The organism is Mesorhizobium sp. URHB0026, assembly GCF_054059755.1.
Genome location: NZ_JBSSCN010000001.1, coordinates 4,841,361 through 4,857,672, shown reverse-complemented (window position 1 = coordinate 4,857,672; position 16,312 = coordinate 4,841,361). Strand labels below are relative to the sequence as shown.

The window sequence follows — 16,312 nt, the reverse complement described above, 5'->3', positions numbered from 1 at the left end:
CATGCTGACCAAGTTGCCCGCTCCGCAAAATCCACTCGACCGGCTCGCCGAGGCCGGTCTGGCGTGGGGCGAGGGGACCTATGCGCGGCTGGCGGCTCCGATCGGTGCGGCTGCCTTCGCCCTCTATATGCTTTTGACGGCGTTCACGGCCTGGGTGATGCCCGACGCCAACTGGGACATGCTGCCCTATCTCGCAATATCGGAGGAGGGCACCTACCCGGATGCGCAGGCGCTGCATGACTACGCCTACAACACCGTCAAATCGGGTGTCTCGGCGGGCGACTACAAGGCGCTGACCGACGATGGCGGCGGTTTCCGCAGCCACATGGCGCAGAACGCCGCCGACTTCCATTCGTTGCTCAGCATGTACCGGATCAAGTTCCTCTATGCCGAAATCCTGTCGACGCTGAGTTCCGTAATGTCGCCAGTCGAAGCGATGCGACTGGTGCAGGTGTTTTCGGTCCTGCTGTTCGGCGCGATCACGCTGCTTTGGCTGCGCGGGGAAAAGGCATTGGCGTTGGCACCGGTGGTCGGCGCGGTGCTGATCATGGCCGATTTCGGCGACGCCGCGCGCGCTTCGACACCGGACCTGCTTACCTCGGCGCTGTTGCTCGGCGGTCTCTTCGCTTATGTCCGAGGCCGCGAGGCGGCGACGGCGATCCTGCTCTTCCTCGCCTTCATGGTGCGGCCGGACAACATAGTTTTTCTCGCCGTTTTCGCTGTGCTGCTGGTCCTGTTCCGGCAGAGGGCCTGGGGCGCGCTGGTCGGGTTTGCCGCTTCGCTCGCCGCGTATTTCGCCATTTCGCACTGGGCCCATCATCCCGGCTGGTGGCCGCATCTGTGGTTTTCCAGTATCGGGCAACACTACAATATGGACGGGTTCGAGCCGGCTTTTTCCGCCACTGCCTATCTCCGGGCGTTTGCCGCCTCGCTGCTGCGCGCCATCAACCTTAACAGCTGGGTCGGAGTCTCGGTTCTGGCGCTGGCCGGGTGGTTCGCGGCCCACCGCGCCGGCTTCAGGCTCGGTCGCCGCGCGGGCATTCTGTTTGCCGCGCTGGTGCTCGGTGCGCTGGCCAAATTCAGCGTCTTCCCGATTCACGACACGCGCATCTATTTCCCGCATCTGATCCCGCCATTCCTGCTGCTGGCACCGCCTTTCATGGCGTTGTGGGCGGAGGTCGCCGGCGTCCAGCACCGCGCCGCCCTGCACATCATACCAGGAGACAAATCATGAGTTCAGTTTCCAACCTGGCGCGCATTGCCCTGTCGCTCGGCCTTCCCGCCGGCCTGCTCGATCGCGGGCCTTCGCTGCGCGGCACCAAGTTTTTGGCCAAGGCGGCGCTGAAGGCACGCTTCGGTGATACCGGCCGGCCATTCCAGATGGTCAATGTCGGCGCCTGCGATGGCGCACTGTTCGATGACGTGACGCCGTGGCTGCACCGCATTCCAAGGGCCCGCGCCATGCTGGTCGAGCCGATCCCGTACAACCAGAAACGGCTGCGCGCCAATTACCCTGACACGGACCGCTTCGTCATCGAACCCGTCGCGGTGACGCGAACAAAAGGCACGATCACCGTCCACACCTTTGACGCTGCCGCACTGGAAGCCGGCACGCTGCCGATCGAGTTCATCGGCTGCTCGTCGGTGACCGACACCAATTTGATGTCGGGCAAGAATGCCTGGGGCGAGGCCGACGCCAACTTCAACAAGTTCGCGCCGCATCTGAAAGACATTGAGGTGCCGTCGGAGACCTTGCAGACATTGCTCGACCGCAACGGCGTCACCCATATCGACGCCTTCCTCGTCGATTGCGAAGGCGCCGACTGGATCGTGTTCGAGCAACTCGACCTCAAGCGCTATCGTCCCGGCATGATCAAGGTCGAGGTTGGTGCGCTGCCCGCGCCGGAGATCGGACAGGTGGTGGTCAAGCTGAAGACAGCGGGCTACCAGGTCGGCTTCCAGGCCGAGGACGTCTGGGCTTTCGCCTGACGAGTAGATGTTTTTCCTGATTTGCGGAGGGGTCGCGCCGCATCCGAGGCGTGTCGCAAACAGGCGGTAGCGCCGTCCCCGTCGCCTGCATATTGTGCCCCGATCAGACGGGCGCCGACGCCGCCCGCAACAGCATTCTGGAGTCGCGGGCAATGGCAGAGTTTCCGAAAAAGGCGAAGGTCGTCATCATTGGCCTCGGCGGCATTGTCGGCGCATCGATCGCCCATCACCTGATCGAGCGCGGCTGGGACGACATTGTCGGCATCGACAAGTCGGGCATTCCCACCGATATCGGCTCGACCGCGCACGCTTCCGATTTCTGCTACACCACCAGCCACGATTTCCTGTCGTGCTGGACGACGCTCTATTCCATCGACTTCTACGAGAAAATGGGTCATTACGCGCGCGTCGGCGGCCTCGAGGTCGCCCGTGTCGGCGACGACGGACGCATGGACGAGATCAAACGCAAGATCGCCTCGGCCAAGGCGTTCGGCACACGCGCCCGTTTGATCGATCCCGCCGAGATCAAGGAAAAATTCCCGCTCATCGAACAGGATCTGGTGCAGGGCGGCCTATGGGATCCGGATGCCGGCCTCGTTATTCCGCGCTCGCAGACCGTTGCCGGCAAGCTGGTCGACCAGGCGGAAGCGTCCGGCAAGCTCAAATCCTTCGCCAACACGCCGGCGAAGTCGCTCGTGGTCAAGGACGGCCGCATCAGTGCCGTGGTGACCGACCGCGGCACGATCGAGGCCGACTATGTCATCGTCTGCGCCGGCATCTGGGGCCGGCTGATCGCCGAGATGGTCGGCGAGGACCTGCCGGTCATGCCGATCGACCATCCGCTGACCTTCTTCGGCCCATATACCGAGTTCGCCGGCACCGGCAAGGAGATCGGTTGGCCCCTGCTGCGCGACCAAGGCAACTCGGCCTATATGCGCGACACCGGCGATCCCAAGACCGCCGAGGGGGGCCAGATAGAATGGGGTTACTACGAAGAGACCAATCCGCGCCTCTGCCATCCGCGCGACCTGCTGGAGAAGGACCAGGCACGGCTGTCGCCGTCGCAGCGTGATCTCGATATGGAGCAGATCCTGGCGCCGCTCGAGCGCGCCATGGAACTGACGCCGATCCTGGGCGAACTCGGCTATAATGAAAGCCATTCCTTCAACGGCCTGCTGCAGGTGACGGCCGATGGCGGCCCTTCCATGGGCGAGAGCCAGAAGGTGAGGGGCCTGTGGTACGCTGTCGCCATCTGGGTCAAGGACGGCCCTGGCATGGGCAAGCTGATCGCCGACTGGATGACGGACGGCCGCACCGCGATCGACCACCACGCCATCGACTATGCGCGCTTCTATCCGCACCAGACCGAGGAACAATTCATCTGGGATCGCTGCACCGAGACGGCGATGAAGGTTTACAACCCGGCGGTGCATCCGCGTGAACCCTTCTCCAAGGCCCGCAACATCAGGCGCTCGCCGTTCTGGGAGCGTGAAAAGGAACTCGGCGGTTATTTCATGGAGCTGGGCGGATGGGAGCGTGCGCATGGCTATGCCGCCAACGAGCAACTGCTTGAGAAGTATGGCAACCGCGTGCCGGTGCGCGAGAACGAATGGGACAACCGCCATTTCTGGCGTGTCTCCAACGCCGAGCATCTGGCGATGAGCGAAGATTGCGGCATCGTGAACCTCTCGCATTTCTCGATGTATGACATCGAAGGGCCCGACCATGTCGCGCTGCTGGAATGGCTGTGCGCGGCCAAGATCGGCGGCGACAACAACATCGGCAAGGGCATCTATACCCACTTCCTCGATGAGGAAGGCAGGGTGCGCGCCGACTTCACGGTGATCCGCATGGCCGACCGCTGCCGGCTGATCGACGGCGCCGACGCCGGCCCGCGCGACTTCCAGTACATGCGCCGCACGGCTCAGGACAAAGGGTTCGACGTCACCATCACCGACGTGACCGAGAAGTACGTCACCATCGGCATCTGGGGGCCGAATGCCCGCACGACGTTGCAAAAGGTGGTCGAGAGCCCGGATGGGCTTTCGCCGGAGAATTTTCCGTTCGCGGCGATCAAGCCGGTCCGGATCGGCGGCAAGGACGTTACGGCGTTCCGTATCTCCTATGTCGGCGAGCAGGGCTGGGAACTGCATATGCGCTACGAGGATGGTCTCGCCGTCTGGGACGCGCTGCGCTCGACCGGTGTCATGCCATTCGGCGTCGAGACCTACGCCAATACGCGCCGCATGGAGAAGAGCCTGCGGCTGCAGAATGCCGACCTCTTGACCGAGTATAATCTGCTGGAAGCCGATCTCGCCCGCCCGAGGGTCAAGGAGAACGATTTCTGCGGCAAGGCCAAGCATTTGGAGTATCGTGAGCGCGCGCACCAGCCGGCGATGCTATGCACGTTGGTGATGACCGAGAACAAGGATTCCAGGGGTGTCGCCCGTTATCCCGTCGGCATCATGCCGGTGATGGACCCCGAGAGCGGGGAAACGCTGGTCGACGAACTCGGTCGCCGCTCCTTCACGACATCGGTCGCCTATGGCCCGACGATCGGCAAGAACATCGCGCTCGCCTATCTGCCCTGGGCCTATGCCCAGGAGGGCCGCAAGCTCAAGGTCGAGTATTTCGGTGAGACCTATCCGGTTGAAGTCGCCAGTGTCGGCTACAAGCCGCTTTACGACCCGGAGAATCTCAAGCCGCGGAGCTGAGCCTTCGCCAAGAATTTCGCGCGTGTTTGGATGAGCCCGGCCCAGGTCGGGCTTTTCTCTTTTTCAGCTGTCGATTCTGGCTTACCCTTGCGGCATGTCTGGTTTTGGCACTGCAAGACATCTGCTTTCGAGCGCCGTTGCGCTGGCGGTTACGTTCTGGCTGGCGCCAACGGCCCGCGCCGACGAGCCGGTCGATGTCGAGTTGGTGCTGGCGGTGGACGTGTCGCTGTCAATGTCGGCCGACGAGCTCGAGATCCAGCGTCATGGCTACGCGGCGGCGCTGACGCACGACAATGTGCTGCAGGCGATTGCCGATGGCGCCTATGGCAAGATCGCCGTCACCTATGTCGAATGGGCCGGCACCAACTGGCAACGCGTCATCGTGCCGTGGACAGCGATCGCGACCCGGGCCGACGCGGAGCGGGTGGTGGCGCAATTGTCGGCTCAGCCGCCCAACAGCGCGCGGCGCACCTCGATCTCCGGCGCGCTGGAGTTCGGCAGCGACCTTTTCGCCGAAAGCGGCTACCAGGGAACCAAGCGCGTCATCGACATTTCGGGCGACGGGCCAAACAACCAGGGCGCGCCGGTCAATCTCGCCCGCGACGGGGTGGTCAGGCAAGGCATAGTCATCAACGGCCTGCCGCTGATGACCCGAGGCGGCTTTTCCGGCGTCTATGACGTCAACGATCTCGATCGCTACTACAGCGACTGCGTCATCGGCGGTCCCGGCGCCTTCATGATCCCGGTCAACGACTGGACGCAATTTCCCGAAGCCATCCGCCGCAAGCTGGTGCTGGAGCTCGCCGGCCCGGCGTCACGGCAATGGGCGGCGGCGGAGGCGGATCATCCGCCAGTGGTGCTGGCGCGGGACAAACCCGCCGCCGACTGCCAGGTCGGCGAGAAAATGTGGCGCAACCGCAACTGGATGCCCGACACCAGATAGCGCAATACCAAACCGGTTGCCGGCTGCTTTCCGCGCGAACACGGTCCTGTTGATTGACAAGCCCATCGGCTCTGTGAACAATTTCCCGCAGAAAAACAAAAGGGGAACCGATATGAACAGAATAACCGTCCTTGCCGCGACGTTGACGCTTGCCGCGGGCTTGTCCGCGCCGGCGAAGGCCGCCACATCGCTCACCATCGGCATCAGTGGATGGACCGGATTCGCGCCGCTGACACTTGCCAAGCAGGCAGGGCTGTTCGAGAAGCATGGGCTCGACGTGACCTTGAAGAAGGTGCCGCAGGCCAGCCGTCCGCTCGCCATCGCCAGCGGCGACCTGCAATGCGCCGCCACCACGGTCGAGACCTGGCTGGTCTGGAACGCCAGCGGGGTGACCACCAAGCAGATTTTCCAGCTCGACAAATCCTATGGCGCCGATGGCATCGTGGTGCGCAACGACATCAAGACAGTCGCCGATCTCAAGGGCAAGACCGTCGCTTCCTCGGCGCCTGGAACGTCTCCCTACTTCCTGCTGGCCTGGGTGCTGAACAAGAACGGCATGTCGACCAAGGATGTCACGGTCGTCAATCTCGAACCCGACGCGGCGGCGCAGGCCTTCCTCGCCGGCCAGAACGATGCGGCCGTCACCTATGAGCCCTTCATCTCGGCCGTGCGCGACAAGGCCGACCAGGGCCATATCCTGGCGACCACGCTCGACTATCCGATGGTTCTCGACACGGTCGGCTGTACGCCCGAATTCCTGAAGGCCAATCCCGACGCCGCCAAGGCGCTTGCCGACAGCTATTTCGACGCCCTCGACATGATCAAGAAGGAGCCGCAGAAATCCTACGAGATCATGGGCGCCGACGTGAAACAGTCGGCCAAGGAATTCGAGGATTCGGCAAAGTACCTGAAATGGGCCGACAAGGCCGAGAACAAGCAGTTCTTCACCAAGGAATTCCAGGACTTTTCCAAGACCGCCGGCGATCTGCTGCTGCAGATGGGGCTGATCAAGGAGGCACCCGACGTCGCCACACTGGCCGACACCAGCGCCGTGGCGAATTGACGGTTCAACCCCTGGGCACCGTGCGGTGGCGCAGAGCGCCGCCGCCTCGCCGCTGACAAAGGACGAAGATGCGCCCCTTGCATCCTGTCTCTCCGAGCCTGCGAAGCGTGCTCGGTATCTCTTTCTTCGTGCTGTTCGTGGCCTTCTGGGCTTGGATCACGTTTGGCGGCCACGTCAACCGCATCTTCCTCGCCGATCCGCTGTCGATGCTGCGGGACGGCTGGCGGCTGCTGGTCGAGGATCGTTTCTGGCTCGACATACTGATCACCATCTGGCGGGTCTTCGGCGGCTTTGTACTGGCCTCGGTCGTCGCGGTGCCGCTCGGCATCGCCATGGGCGCCTGGAAGCCGGTGGAAGCGTTTCTGGAACCCTTCGTCTCCTTCGCCCGCTACCTGCCGGCGTCGGCCTTCATTCCGCTGCTCATCCTTTGGGCCGGCATTGGCGAGCTGGAAAAACTGCTTGTCATCTTCGTCGGCTCGGTGTTCCAGATCATCCTGATCATTGCCGTCAAGGTTGGGGCCACGCGGCGCGACCTGGTCGAGGCCGCCTATACGCTGGGCTCGACCAACAACGGCATCGTCAGGCGGGTCATCATGCCGGCCAATGCGCCCGAGATCGCCGAGACGCTACGGCTGGTGCTCGGCTGGGCCTGGACCTATGTCATCGTGGCCGAATTGATCGGCTCATCGTCGGGCATCGGGTACATGATCATCAACAGCCAGTCGCGGCTGGCGACCGGGCAGATCATCTTCGGCATCATCATCATCGGCCTGATCGGGCTGTTGTCCGATTTCGCGTTCAAGGCGTTCAACCGCTGGCTCTTTCCATGGAGCCTGGCGTGAGCAAGCTTCTTATCGAGGGTGTCTCGCGAACCTTTGCCGGCGTGCGGGGTGGGGAACCCGTCAAGGCGCTGTTACCAATCGTTCTGGCGGTGGCGGCCAACGACTTCATCACCGTTTTGGGACCGTCCGGTTGCGGAAAGTCGACACTGTTGAGGATCGTCGCCGGCTTGGAGGCGCCGAGCGAAGGCCGTGTTCTGCTAGACGGCAGGACGGTGACACGGCCCGGGCCGGACCGCGGCATGGTCTTCCAGTCCTACACGCTGTTTCCATGGCTGACGGTCGCCGAAAACATCGGCTTCGGCCTGCGCGAACGCCGCACGGCCGAAAAGGAGTGGGACGACATCGTCGCTTCCTATGTCGATCTCGTCGGGCTGAGGGGGTTCGAGAACCATTGGCCGAAGCAGCTGTCCGGTGGCATGCAGCAGCGCACGGCGATCGCCCGGGCGCTGGCCAACGATCCCGAAATCCTGTTGCTGGACGAGCCGTTCGGGGCGCTGGATAACCAGACACGCGGGCTGATGCAGGAATTGCTGCTCGGCATATGGGAACGGCGCAAGAAGACGGTGCTGTTCGTCACCCACGACATCGAGGAGGCGATCTTCATGGCCTCGCGCGTAATCGTGATGACGGCGCGGCCCGGCCGCATCAAGTCGGATGTCGCCATCGACCTGCCGCATCCCAGGCACTACACGCTGAAGACCAGTCCCGAATTCTCGGCGTTGAAGGCGCGACTGACCGAGGACATCCGCGTCGAGGCGATGCGGACGGCGCAAGTGCGGTCGGCCGAGACCTGATGCGGGATCAGGCCGCCAGCAATTGCTTGCGGTCGACGCGTTCCTGCTGCGGCGAGCGGGCGTAGAGCTCGCGGTAACATTTCGAGAAATGCGAGGCCGAGACGAAGCCGCAGGCGACCGCCACCTCGACCACCGGCAGCGACGACTGGATCAAGAGATGCCGGGCGCGGTCGAGGCGGATTTCGAGGTAGTAGCGGGCGGGCGACCGTCCCATCTCGGTGCGGAACAGGCGCTCGATCTGGCGGCGCGACAGGTCGACATGGTCGGCGATCTCGATCAGCGACAGCGGCTCGGACAGATTGGCCTCCATCAGCTCGATGATGGTCAGTACTTTCGAGTTCTGCACGCCGAGGCGGGCGCGCAGCGGCAGGCGCTGGCGGTCGGTCGGACTGCGCACACGATCGGTTAGTACCTGCTCGCACACGCGGTTGACGAGGTTCTCGTCGAAATCGTCGCCGATCAGCTTCAGCATCATGTCGAGCGCGGCGGTGCCGCCGGCGCAGGTGTAGATGTTCTGGTCGATCTCGAACAGGTCGGCAAAGACATTGGCCTTCGGAAACGCTTCGGAAAAACCGGGCAGGTTTTCCCAATGGATGGCACAGCGCTTGTTGGACAGGAGCCCGGCTGCGGCGAGGATATGCGCACCGGTGCACAGGCCGCCGACCGCGACGCCGCGATTGTATTCCTCGCGCAGCCAGGCAAAGGCCGACTTGTTCTGGTAGCGCTCGACATTGGTGCCGCTGCAGACGATGGCCATGTTGGGGCGATCCGGCCCTGCCATCTTCTTGCGTTCCTCCTCCAGCGAGGTGTTGACCGCACACTCGACGCCGTTCGAGGCGCGCACCGGCTTGCCGTCGATGCTGGCAAGGCGCCAGCGATAGGCCTCGTAGCCGAGCATCCGATTGGCGGAGCGCAGCGGGTCCAGCGCGGTCGCAAAAGCGATCATGGTGAAATCGGGAACAAGGAAGAACACAAACGATCGCTTGATCGGATGCTTGACGGCGTTCACGGGGAACCTCATCTGGCCATGACGCGAACAGGATGTCGCGAATAGCATAGCGTCATCAGGAAAAACCATTCCTGTCAATTGGCTAGTCGGCTTTGGCAAGATTAAATTTGCGACATGAGTCGCAAATGGGCAATCGCCGCGCGGTGCCTACTCGAACTAGGCCCCCGTCGGCTTGTGAGAGCGATGGAAGTGCAACAAATAAACGCCGCCTCGGCGGACCAAGGCGGCGGCGGTCAACCCTGAAGCCGCTGGCAGGGGCGCGGCTCAGGGGGGTGTCTTGTATTTTCGATTTCTACGCAGTTCCGGCCGGGAAAACACGGTTTTCCTGGAACCGCGCTCGTTCAGGCGACGAAGCCGAGACGCGCCGCGGCCATGGCGCCGGCCTGGCCGGGCATGGTGTTGGCAAGACGCTGACGCTCGAGAGCGGTGGTCAGGTTCATTTCGCGGCGGGCGAAGAGGCGGGCAAAAAGCTTCATGATCATCTCCAATCGGTTGCTCGCGCATCAGCCCGAAAATCGAATTGATTTTCGGAAAGCACGATGCGCAGACTCAAAGTGTTAGAGCGCATTTTGTGCGTCCAATTGGACGCACGTCGCTCTAAACGGGTCGCCTTCGCTTGATGGAGTGGGGCAGCTCGTTTGCTGACGGTGATATAGGCTTGTGTGAGCAGGAACTAAATCGCAAAAGCGAAGCGCTTGATATGAAAAGCGACACCGGATGCGACATATTTTGGCAAGCGATGAGCAAGATGCCTAGGATTCATGAATATCTACAGCGATTTAGCCTGAAAATCGAGCTGCTATGCGGCTTGCTCATATGCGCCATGCAGCGGCGACATGGCTCGTGAATTCGTTTGAATACAAATAAATAGAGAAGGCCTGCCGGGCGGGTTGCGCGGCAGGCCTTCAGCGCGGGGTACACACGATTTACTTTGCTCCAGCCCAGGATCCGACGCCGCTGCGAATGCCGGTCTTGGCGTCGGAAGCTTCCGGCCAGCCGATATCCTTCTGCAGCTCGATCGGCAGCGAACGGATGGCGCGTTCGGTCTGGTAGCGGGCGCGGGCCGCGTTGAATTCGGTCGCGATGCGGCCGAGGGACGATAGGATAGACATTTCGATCTCCTTTGCTGCGGCGCGGCAGGCGCCGGCAATGCGTTACGTCAGGTCGGTTTCAGCTTCATTTCACGTCGAATGCAGGTCTGCGCCGGGGTCGTTTCATGGCCGCTTTTGGCAGCATGCTGCTTCGATGGAGTTGACTATGCTCCTGATCTGATGTTCAATCAAACGAAATGGAATGATGTTTTGTATCAGAAAAATTGAAGGTCGATCGTCATGAACGCCCCACTCAATCACCCGCTGCCGCTGCTCGATCTCGATGTTTTGCGCACCTTCGTGGCGATTGCCGAGACCGGCAGCTTCACCACCGCCGCCAATGCGGTGTTCCGGACGCCGTCGGCCGTCTCCATGCAGATCAAGAAGCTGGAGGATATTCTCGGCCGCTCGGTGTTCGCGCGCGACGCGCGTTCGGTGACGCTGACCACGGACGGCGAAATGCTGCTCGGCTATGCCCGGCGGCTTTTGTCGATCAACCGTGAGGTGGTGTCGAAATTCATCATCCCCGATATTGTCGGCGTGGTGCGGCTCGGCTCACCTGACGACTATGGCGAGCGCGTGCTGCCGCATGTGTTGAAGCGTTTCGCGCAGTCGCATCCCTCGATCGCCGTCGACGTCACCATCGACCAGAGCAGCAATCTTCGCCGGCGCATGGATGACCGGGCGCTCGACATCACGCTGTTGACCAATTCGTACAAGACCAGCGCGCTCGGCGCCGAGGTGCTGTTGACCGAGCCGATCGTGTGGGCCGGCGCCAAGGGCGGCTGCGCGCATCTGCGCGAACCGCTGCCGGTTTCGCTTTGGGAAGAAGGCTGCGCCTGGCGGGCCGGCGCGCTCGAGGCATTGGGCCGCGAGGGCCGCAACTATCGCGTCGCTTATATGAGTGCCCATACCGCAGGCCAGCGTGCCGCGATCATGGCCGACCTCGCGGTCGCGCCGCTGCCTAGATCGTTCCTCGGCAACGACATGGTTGAACTCTGTCCTAAGGACGGGATGCCCGATATCGGCACTTACAATCTTGCCATGGTGGTGGCGCCGGACGCCAGCGCGCCGGTCAAGGCCGTCGCCGACCACATCCGCGCGACCTTCGAAGTGTTTAGGGAAACCGGCAAGTTCTGATCGATGTCGTGGAGCCGAGTTTCAGCGCTCGGCGATCTCGTCACGTTCGCCGAGCCGATTGATCGTCTGGCCGAAATGGTTGGTGTGCTGGGATGAAGTTTCGGTCGACGACTTGGCCGTTTTCCTTTCAGCCCGAGTGGAGGCGTCGTCCGTGAGAAACGCGACGATGTGTTGGCGCGCGCGCCGCGCTTCCGGCATGTCGATCAGCGGCCAGACGTGGAACATGCCTTCCTCGTAAACCAGCTCCACCTCGACACCGGCGGCGCTGGCTTTTTGTGCAAAAATCAGATTGTCGGGCGTGAGAAGATCGCGGGAGCCCGTCAGGAGCAGTGTCTTCGGCAGCACCGACAGATCGCCATAGACCGGGCTGATGCGCCAGTCTGTCGGATCCATACCGGCACTATAGAGCCGGATTGCCTCGCGCCCGCCGGCGATGCCCAACCATGGATCTTTCCGCTCCGCCTCGAACACTTCGGGGTTTGCGAGCGAGACGTCGAGGCCGGGTGAAATCAGCACATGGCGCGACGGCACCGGCAAACCCTCTTCCGCCGCCATCATGGTCAGCACCACGGCCATGTTGCCGCCCGCGGAATCGCCCATGAAGACGATATCTTCCGCCTCTGTCTCATCGAGCATCTGGCGGTAGACAGCGCCGACCATGCCGAACATGGCGTGGAAATCGTGTTCCGGGGCGATAGGGTAGATCGGCACGGTGATGCCGTAGCCCAGCCGGTCGGCCATGTCGGCGATCAGATACCAGTGATAGGGCGTGATCTCAAAGACATAAGCGCCGCCATGCAGGTAGAGTATCCGCTTGTGCTCTCCGGCCCTGGGGGCGATTTCGTAGACCGGAAAACCGCCCACGCTGCGCGTCTGGATTTCGAAACGCTGATGCAGCGCGGCCGGCGGATGGTGATCCTCCGTCTTGCGCGCGGCGACGATCCAGCGCTGCAGGTTTTCCGGGCTGGAAAAGGCTTGCTTGCGGCTGTGCCTGAGCACGAAGGACACAACGTGGCTTTTCAAACTTGGCATGCGGATACACGAACTTCGGCTGCAGCCGACTAAGAGAACTCCCCTTGTAACGAGATCGTGCCTTGGCCGAGAATGTCAAGATTTACGCTGTGCCCACACGCTGGTGTGATCCGCGCGTCGTCCGCGACGCGGCAAAAGTGCCGCGGGCAATCGGTTGCTGGTGGCCATCGGGGATGTGTGGGATCCCCGGTGGACGCCGCGCAATTTGTATTTGTCTGCGAACGTCGTCACCGCGTGGAGCCTAGCAGCAGCGAGGCGAGTGTGGCCTGCGGATCGTTCGGCGGCGATGCCGGCCAGCCGATGTCCTTCTGGACATGGGCCGGCAAGCTGTTCAGCGCTCGGATTGATTTGTTCCTGGCGTGGGCTTGCCTGATGGTCACACCCAAGCGGCCGAAATTTTCGAACATCGACATTTTCATCTCCCCTGAAGAACGGCGATGGCCAAAGGACTGTCCTTGGCCGCCGTTCGATGTGCGGGTAAATGCGCTGTGCATGTATCTGCTGGATTTCGCGAAAACAGCATTTCGGTTTCCGGATCGGACGATCCGGAAACATTTGCATACGAATAAATCGAGGGAGTGGCCGGCGCGTCTATTCGCGGCTGCGCCGAGCAGCATGGCCTTCGCGGGAGCGTCGGCGCGGTGCTGCATCTCCGGCGATGCCATCCTCGCTCACCGTCTTGCGCGGCGGCAGCTTCACCGCCGCCGACAGTTTCGGGAACGGATCGACCTTGTTGGGCAGCGCCATGGCGTAGACGAAGTGCTCCTGGAATTTCGGCTCGAGCGCCGTCTCGATCTTTTCGATCTGGCTCACCGTCTCCTCGATTTCGCGGCGATAGCCGCGATTGAGCAGCGCCATGCGAGCACCCGCGCCGGCGGCGTTGCCCACGGCCGAGACCTTGTCGAGGTCGCAATCGGGTATGAGACCTAGCACCATGGCGTATTTCGGATCGATGAAGGAGCCGAAGGCACCGGCGAAGTGGATACGGTCGACATGCTCGGTGTTCTGTTTTTCCATCAACAGCTTGGTGCCGGCATAGAGCGCCGCCTTGGCCAACTGAATGGCACGCACGTCGGTCTGGGTGATGGTGATCTTGGGTTCGCCTTCCTTCAGCACGTAGGAGAAGGTGCGGCCATTGGCGACGACGCGCGGCGAGCGCGCGGCAAGCGATCCGTCGACGACGCCATCCTCGGAGATGATGCCGGTGAGATACATCTCGGCAACGATCTCGATGATGCCGGAGCCGCAAATGCCGGTGACGCCGGTAGCCTGCACGCTGTCGAGGAAGTTGGGCTCGTCGGACCACAGTTCCGAGCCGATGACACGGTATTTCGGCTCCAGCGTGTCTGGATCGATGCGCACGCGCTCGATGGCGCCGGGCGCGGCCCGCTGGCCACCGGAGATTTCGGCGCCTTCGAAGGCCGGACCGGTCGGCGAGGAGGCAGCGACGACCCGTGTACGGTTTCCGAGTACGATCTCGGCATTGGTGCCGACGTCCACGATCAGCATCATCTCGTCCTGGCGGTGCGGACCTTCGGACAGGGTCACGGCCGCCGCGTCGGCGCCGACATGGCCGGCGATGCAAGGCAACATATAGAGCCGTGCGCCCTGGTTGAGCTTCAGCCCGATGTCGGATGCCTTGATGCGAACGGCGCCCGAGACGGCAAGCGCGAAGGGCGCGCCGCCGAGTTCGGTCGGATCGATGCCGAGGAACAGGTGATGCATGATCGGATTGCCGACGAAGACGGAATCCAGGATGTCGTTGCGCTGGACATTGCCTTCCGCGCAAACCTTGTCGACGAGGCCGGAGATTGCCTCGCGGACAGCAACCGTCATGCCTTCGCGGCCATCCGGGTTCATCATCACATAGGAGACGCGGCTCATCAGATCCTCGCCGAAGCGGATCTGCGGGTTCGACGTTCCGGACGAGGCGGCGACGCGGCCCGACAGCAGCGACACCAGATGCATGGCGATGGTGGTCGAGCCGATATCGCAAGCCAGGCCATAGGCCTCGTTCTTGAGGCCCGGCCACAGCGCGATGACGCGCGCTGTCTCGGTGTCCGTATCCTTGTAGATGGCGGCGGTCGCCGTCCAGTTGCCCTTGCGCAAAATACCTTGCACCTGCGGCAGCAGATAAAAATCGAAGTCCAGGCTTTTGAGGTTCCAGTCCTTCATCAGGGCGATCTTCAGGCGGTCGAGATCGCCAAGCGGCTTGTGCATGTCTGGTTCTTCGATCTCGACGTAGCACATGCGGATCGCGGAATCGCGGGCGATGACCCTGGTGTCGGCATCCTTGCGGATGGTCTGGGCGTTGATGACCGTGTCCTGCGGCACGTCGATGACGAGATCGCCGAGGATCTGGGCGGAGCAGGACAGGCGGCGCCGTTCGGGCAGGCCGCGTACGCGTTCATAGCGCTCTTCCTTAGGGCCCTTGGGCGAAATGTGATCGTTGGAGGAGGTGATCTTGTGCTTGGCGAAATTGCCTTCCTGCACCTCGATCTGGCAGCGCCCGCAAGTGGCGCGTCCGCCGCACACGCTCTCCACATAGACGCCGAGCTGGCGCGCGGCGTCGAGCACGGGCGTGCCGACAGGGAACCGCCCGCGCTTGCCTGACGGCATGAACAGCACGAGCGGATCGGTTATGTTTGCAGGCGAGTTCACGATTACGCGCTTATCCCCGGCCCATGCGGGCTTCACGGCCACCGCGTCGGCGGCCGCCATTGCCGCCCCCTTCGCCCGGCGCATTGACCGCTGTCGGCGCCGCCACCGCGTGGCCGCCTTCGGCCGGCTTGTAATCCTTGTAGGTCTTGATCCATTTGGTGCAGTTCTCGTCGGTGCCGTTCAGCACGTTGGCGCCGCGCACGGCTTCCATTTCCTGCGGCCGCACCGGGTTCATGATCGCCGAGGTCATGCCGGCGCCGATCACCATCGGGATGAAGGCGGCGTTGATGCCGTGGCGGTGCGGCAGGCCGAAGGAGATGTTGGACAGGCCGCAGGTGGTGTTGACCTTGAGCTCTTCGCGGAGCCGACGCAGCAGAGCGAACACCTGGCGGCCGGCATCGCCCAGCGCGCCGATAGGCATCACCAGCGGATCGACGACGACGTCATGCGCCGGGATGCCGAAATCGGCGCAGCGCTGCACGATCTTCTTGGCGACGGCAAAGCGCACGTCCGGATCCATCGAAATGCCGGTCTCGTCGTTGGAGATGGCGACGACCGGCACATTGTATTTCTTGATCAGCGGCAGGATGGCCTCGAGCTTTTCCTCCTCGCCGGTTACGGAATTGACCAACGGCCGGCCCTTGGCGACTTTCAGCGCGGCCTCGATCGCGGCGGTGACGGAACTGTCGATCGACAGCGGCAGATCGACCAAGCCCTGGACGATCTCCAGCGTCTGCACCAGAAGGCCAGGTTCGGTTTCGTTCGGGTTTACCGAGGTGACGCCGGCATTGACGTCGAGCATGGTGGCGCCGCAGGCGGCCTGCTCCAGCGCGTCCTTGATGACGGTCTCGAAATTGCCGACCACCATCTCGGCGGCGAGCTTCTTGCGGCCGGTCGGGTTGATGCGTTCGCCAATCACGCAGAAAGGCTGGTCGAAGCCGATGATGATTTCTCGTGTCGCCGAGGCGACGATGGTCCGGGTCATGAAATCTCTCCGTCGTGATATAAAGAGTTCTTTATATCGTTATCTCTTG

The 16,312-nt window shown here is 62.6% G+C and carries 15 protein-coding genes; 8 read left to right on the top strand and 7 right to left on the bottom strand.

Annotated features, from left to right (window positions below; all coding sequences use genetic code 11):
- Position 1: 1 nt before the first annotated feature.
- The 7 genes from ACVWWD_RS23945 to ACVWWD_RS23915 all read left to right on the top strand — a co-directional run bounded on the left by ACVWWD_RS23945 (position 2) and on the right by ACVWWD_RS23915 (position 8,345).
- The gene (locus ACVWWD_RS23945) at positions 2 to 1,234 is read left to right on the top strand and encodes a hypothetical protein (RefSeq protein ID WP_352548523.1); all 1,233 of its coding nucleotides are present in this window, start codon (positions 2 to 4) and stop codon (positions 1,232 to 1,234) included.
- Positions 1,231 to 1,989, top strand: coding sequence for an FkbM family methyltransferase (locus ACVWWD_RS23940; protein ID WP_023783092.1), 759 nt, complete (start codon positions 1,231 to 1,233; stop codon positions 1,987 to 1,989). The genes ACVWWD_RS23945 and ACVWWD_RS23940 overlap by 4 nt, the downstream gene beginning before the upstream one ends.
- A gap of 152 nt (positions 1,990 to 2,141) precedes the next feature.
- Positions 2,142 to 4,703, top strand: a complete 2,562-nt coding sequence (locus tag ACVWWD_RS23935; protein ID WP_352548522.1) for a GcvT family protein — start codon at positions 2,142 to 2,144, stop codon at positions 4,701 to 4,703.
- A gap of 94 nt (positions 4,704 to 4,797) precedes the next feature.
- Positions 4,798 to 5,646, top strand: coding sequence for a DUF1194 domain-containing protein (locus ACVWWD_RS23930; protein ID WP_352548520.1), 849 nt, complete (start codon positions 4,798 to 4,800; stop codon positions 5,644 to 5,646).
- Positions 5,647 to 5,758: 112 nt separating this feature from the next.
- Positions 5,759 to 6,709: an ABC transporter substrate-binding protein gene (locus tag ACVWWD_RS23925; RefSeq protein WP_023769844.1), complete on the top strand. Its 951-nt coding sequence runs from the start codon at positions 5,759 to 5,761 to the stop codon at positions 6,707 to 6,709.
- 68 nt (positions 6,710 to 6,777) lie between these two features.
- The gene (locus ACVWWD_RS23920) at positions 6,778 to 7,551 is read left to right on the top strand and encodes an ABC transporter permease (protein ID WP_023769845.1); all 774 of its coding nucleotides are present in this window, start codon (positions 6,778 to 6,780) and stop codon (positions 7,549 to 7,551) included.
- Entirely contained in the window at positions 7,548 to 8,345 is a 798-nt protein-coding gene (locus ACVWWD_RS23915) for an ABC transporter ATP-binding protein (protein WP_352548519.1), read from the top strand. The genes ACVWWD_RS23920 and ACVWWD_RS23915 overlap by 4 nt, the downstream gene beginning before the upstream one ends.
- 7 nt (positions 8,346 to 8,352) lie before the next feature.
- Here the strand turns inward: ACVWWD_RS23915 and ACVWWD_RS23910 are convergent, their stop codons facing one another.
- The 3 genes from ACVWWD_RS23910 to ACVWWD_RS23900 all read right to left on the bottom strand — a co-directional run bounded on the left by ACVWWD_RS23910 (position 8,353) and on the right by ACVWWD_RS23900 (position 10,466).
- The gene (locus ACVWWD_RS23910) at positions 8,353 to 9,366 is read right to left on the bottom strand and encodes a GlxA family transcriptional regulator (protein ID WP_348625742.1); all 1,014 of its coding nucleotides are present in this window, start codon (positions 9,364 to 9,366) and stop codon (positions 8,353 to 8,355) included.
- 329 nt (positions 9,367 to 9,695) lie between these two features.
- Positions 9,696 to 9,830 (bottom strand): hypothetical protein, encoded by a 135-nt coding sequence (locus ACVWWD_RS23905; RefSeq protein ID WP_457103449.1) that lies wholly within the window; start codon positions 9,828 to 9,830, stop codon positions 9,696 to 9,698.
- 450 nt (positions 9,831 to 10,280) lie between these two features.
- On the bottom strand, positions 10,281 to 10,466 hold the full coding sequence (locus ACVWWD_RS23900; RefSeq protein ID WP_023769849.1) for a hypothetical protein: 186 nt from the start codon (positions 10,464 to 10,466) through the stop codon (positions 10,281 to 10,283).
- 219 nt (positions 10,467 to 10,685) lie between these two features.
- On the opposite strand from ACVWWD_RS23900, the gene ACVWWD_RS23895 reads away from it, so the two are divergent.
- Positions 10,686 to 11,585, top strand: a complete 900-nt coding sequence (locus ACVWWD_RS23895) for a LysR substrate-binding domain-containing protein (RefSeq protein WP_015317416.1) — start codon at positions 10,686 to 10,688, stop codon at positions 11,583 to 11,585.
- 21 nt (positions 11,586 to 11,606) lie between these two features.
- On the opposite strand, the gene ACVWWD_RS23890 is transcribed toward ACVWWD_RS23895, so the two are convergent.
- The 4 genes from ACVWWD_RS23890 to ACVWWD_RS23875 form a co-directional block, all read right to left on the bottom strand.
- Positions 11,607 to 12,617, bottom strand: coding sequence for an alpha/beta hydrolase (locus ACVWWD_RS23890; RefSeq protein WP_352548516.1), 1,011 nt, complete (start codon positions 12,615 to 12,617; stop codon positions 11,607 to 11,609).
- A 227-nt stretch (positions 12,618 to 12,844) separates the two neighbouring features.
- Entirely contained in the window at positions 12,845 to 13,030 is a 186-nt protein-coding gene (locus tag ACVWWD_RS23885) for a hypothetical protein (RefSeq protein ID WP_023769851.1), read from the bottom strand.
- A gap of 178 nt (positions 13,031 to 13,208) precedes the next feature.
- Complete coding sequence (locus ACVWWD_RS23880; RefSeq protein WP_352548515.1) at positions 13,209 to 15,338, bottom strand: ASKHA domain-containing protein; 2,130 nt, start codon at positions 15,336 to 15,338, stop codon at positions 13,209 to 13,211.
- Positions 15,289 to 16,263, bottom strand: coding sequence for a methyltetrahydrofolate cobalamin methyltransferase (locus ACVWWD_RS23875; RefSeq protein WP_023769853.1), 975 nt, complete (start codon positions 16,261 to 16,263; stop codon positions 15,289 to 15,291). The genes ACVWWD_RS23880 and ACVWWD_RS23875 overlap by 50 nt, the downstream gene beginning before the upstream one ends.
- Positions 16,264 to 16,312 lie beyond the last annotated feature (49 nt).

Coding starts and splice junctions, on each gene's coding strand:
- ACVWWD_RS23945 (WP_352548523.1), top strand. CDS start 2: ATGCTGACCAAGTTGCCCGCTCCGCAAAATCCACTCGACCGGCTCGCC.
- ACVWWD_RS23940 (WP_023783092.1), top strand. CDS start 1,231: ATGAGTTCAGTTTCCAACCTGGCGCGCATTGCCCTGTCGCTCGGCCTT.
- ACVWWD_RS23935 (WP_352548522.1), top strand. CDS start 2,142: ATGGCAGAGTTTCCGAAAAAGGCGAAGGTCGTCATCATTGGCCTCGGC.
- ACVWWD_RS23930 (WP_352548520.1), top strand. CDS start 4,798: ATGTCTGGTTTTGGCACTGCAAGACATCTGCTTTCGAGCGCCGTTGCG.
- ACVWWD_RS23925 (WP_023769844.1), top strand. CDS start 5,759: ATGAACAGAATAACCGTCCTTGCCGCGACGTTGACGCTTGCCGCGGGC.
- ACVWWD_RS23920 (WP_023769845.1), top strand. CDS start 6,778: ATGCGCCCCTTGCATCCTGTCTCTCCGAGCCTGCGAAGCGTGCTCGGT.
- ACVWWD_RS23910 (WP_348625742.1), bottom strand. CDS start 9,366: ATGAGGTTCCCCGTGAACGCCGTCAAGCATCCGATCAAGCGATCGTTT.
- ACVWWD_RS23905 (WP_457103449.1), bottom strand. CDS start 9,830: ATGAAGCTTTTTGCCCGCCTCTTCGCCCGCCGCGAAATGAACCTGACC.
- ACVWWD_RS23900 (WP_023769849.1), bottom strand. CDS start 10,466: ATGTCTATCCTATCGTCCCTCGGCCGCATCGCGACCGAATTCAACGCG.
- ACVWWD_RS23895 (WP_015317416.1), top strand. CDS start 10,686: ATGAACGCCCCACTCAATCACCCGCTGCCGCTGCTCGATCTCGATGTT.
- ACVWWD_RS23890 (WP_352548516.1), bottom strand. CDS start 12,617: ATGCCAAGTTTGAAAAGCCACGTTGTGTCCTTCGTGCTCAGGCACAGC.
- ACVWWD_RS23885 (WP_023769851.1), bottom strand. CDS start 13,030: ATGTCGATGTTCGAAAATTTCGGCCGCTTGGGTGTGACCATCAGGCAA.
- ACVWWD_RS23880 (WP_352548515.1), bottom strand. CDS start 15,338: ATGGCGGCCGCCGACGCGGTGGCCGTGAAGCCCGCATGGGCCGGGGAT.
- ACVWWD_RS23875 (WP_023769853.1), bottom strand. CDS start 16,263: ATGACCCGGACCATCGTCGCCTCGGCGACACGAGAAATCATCATCGGC.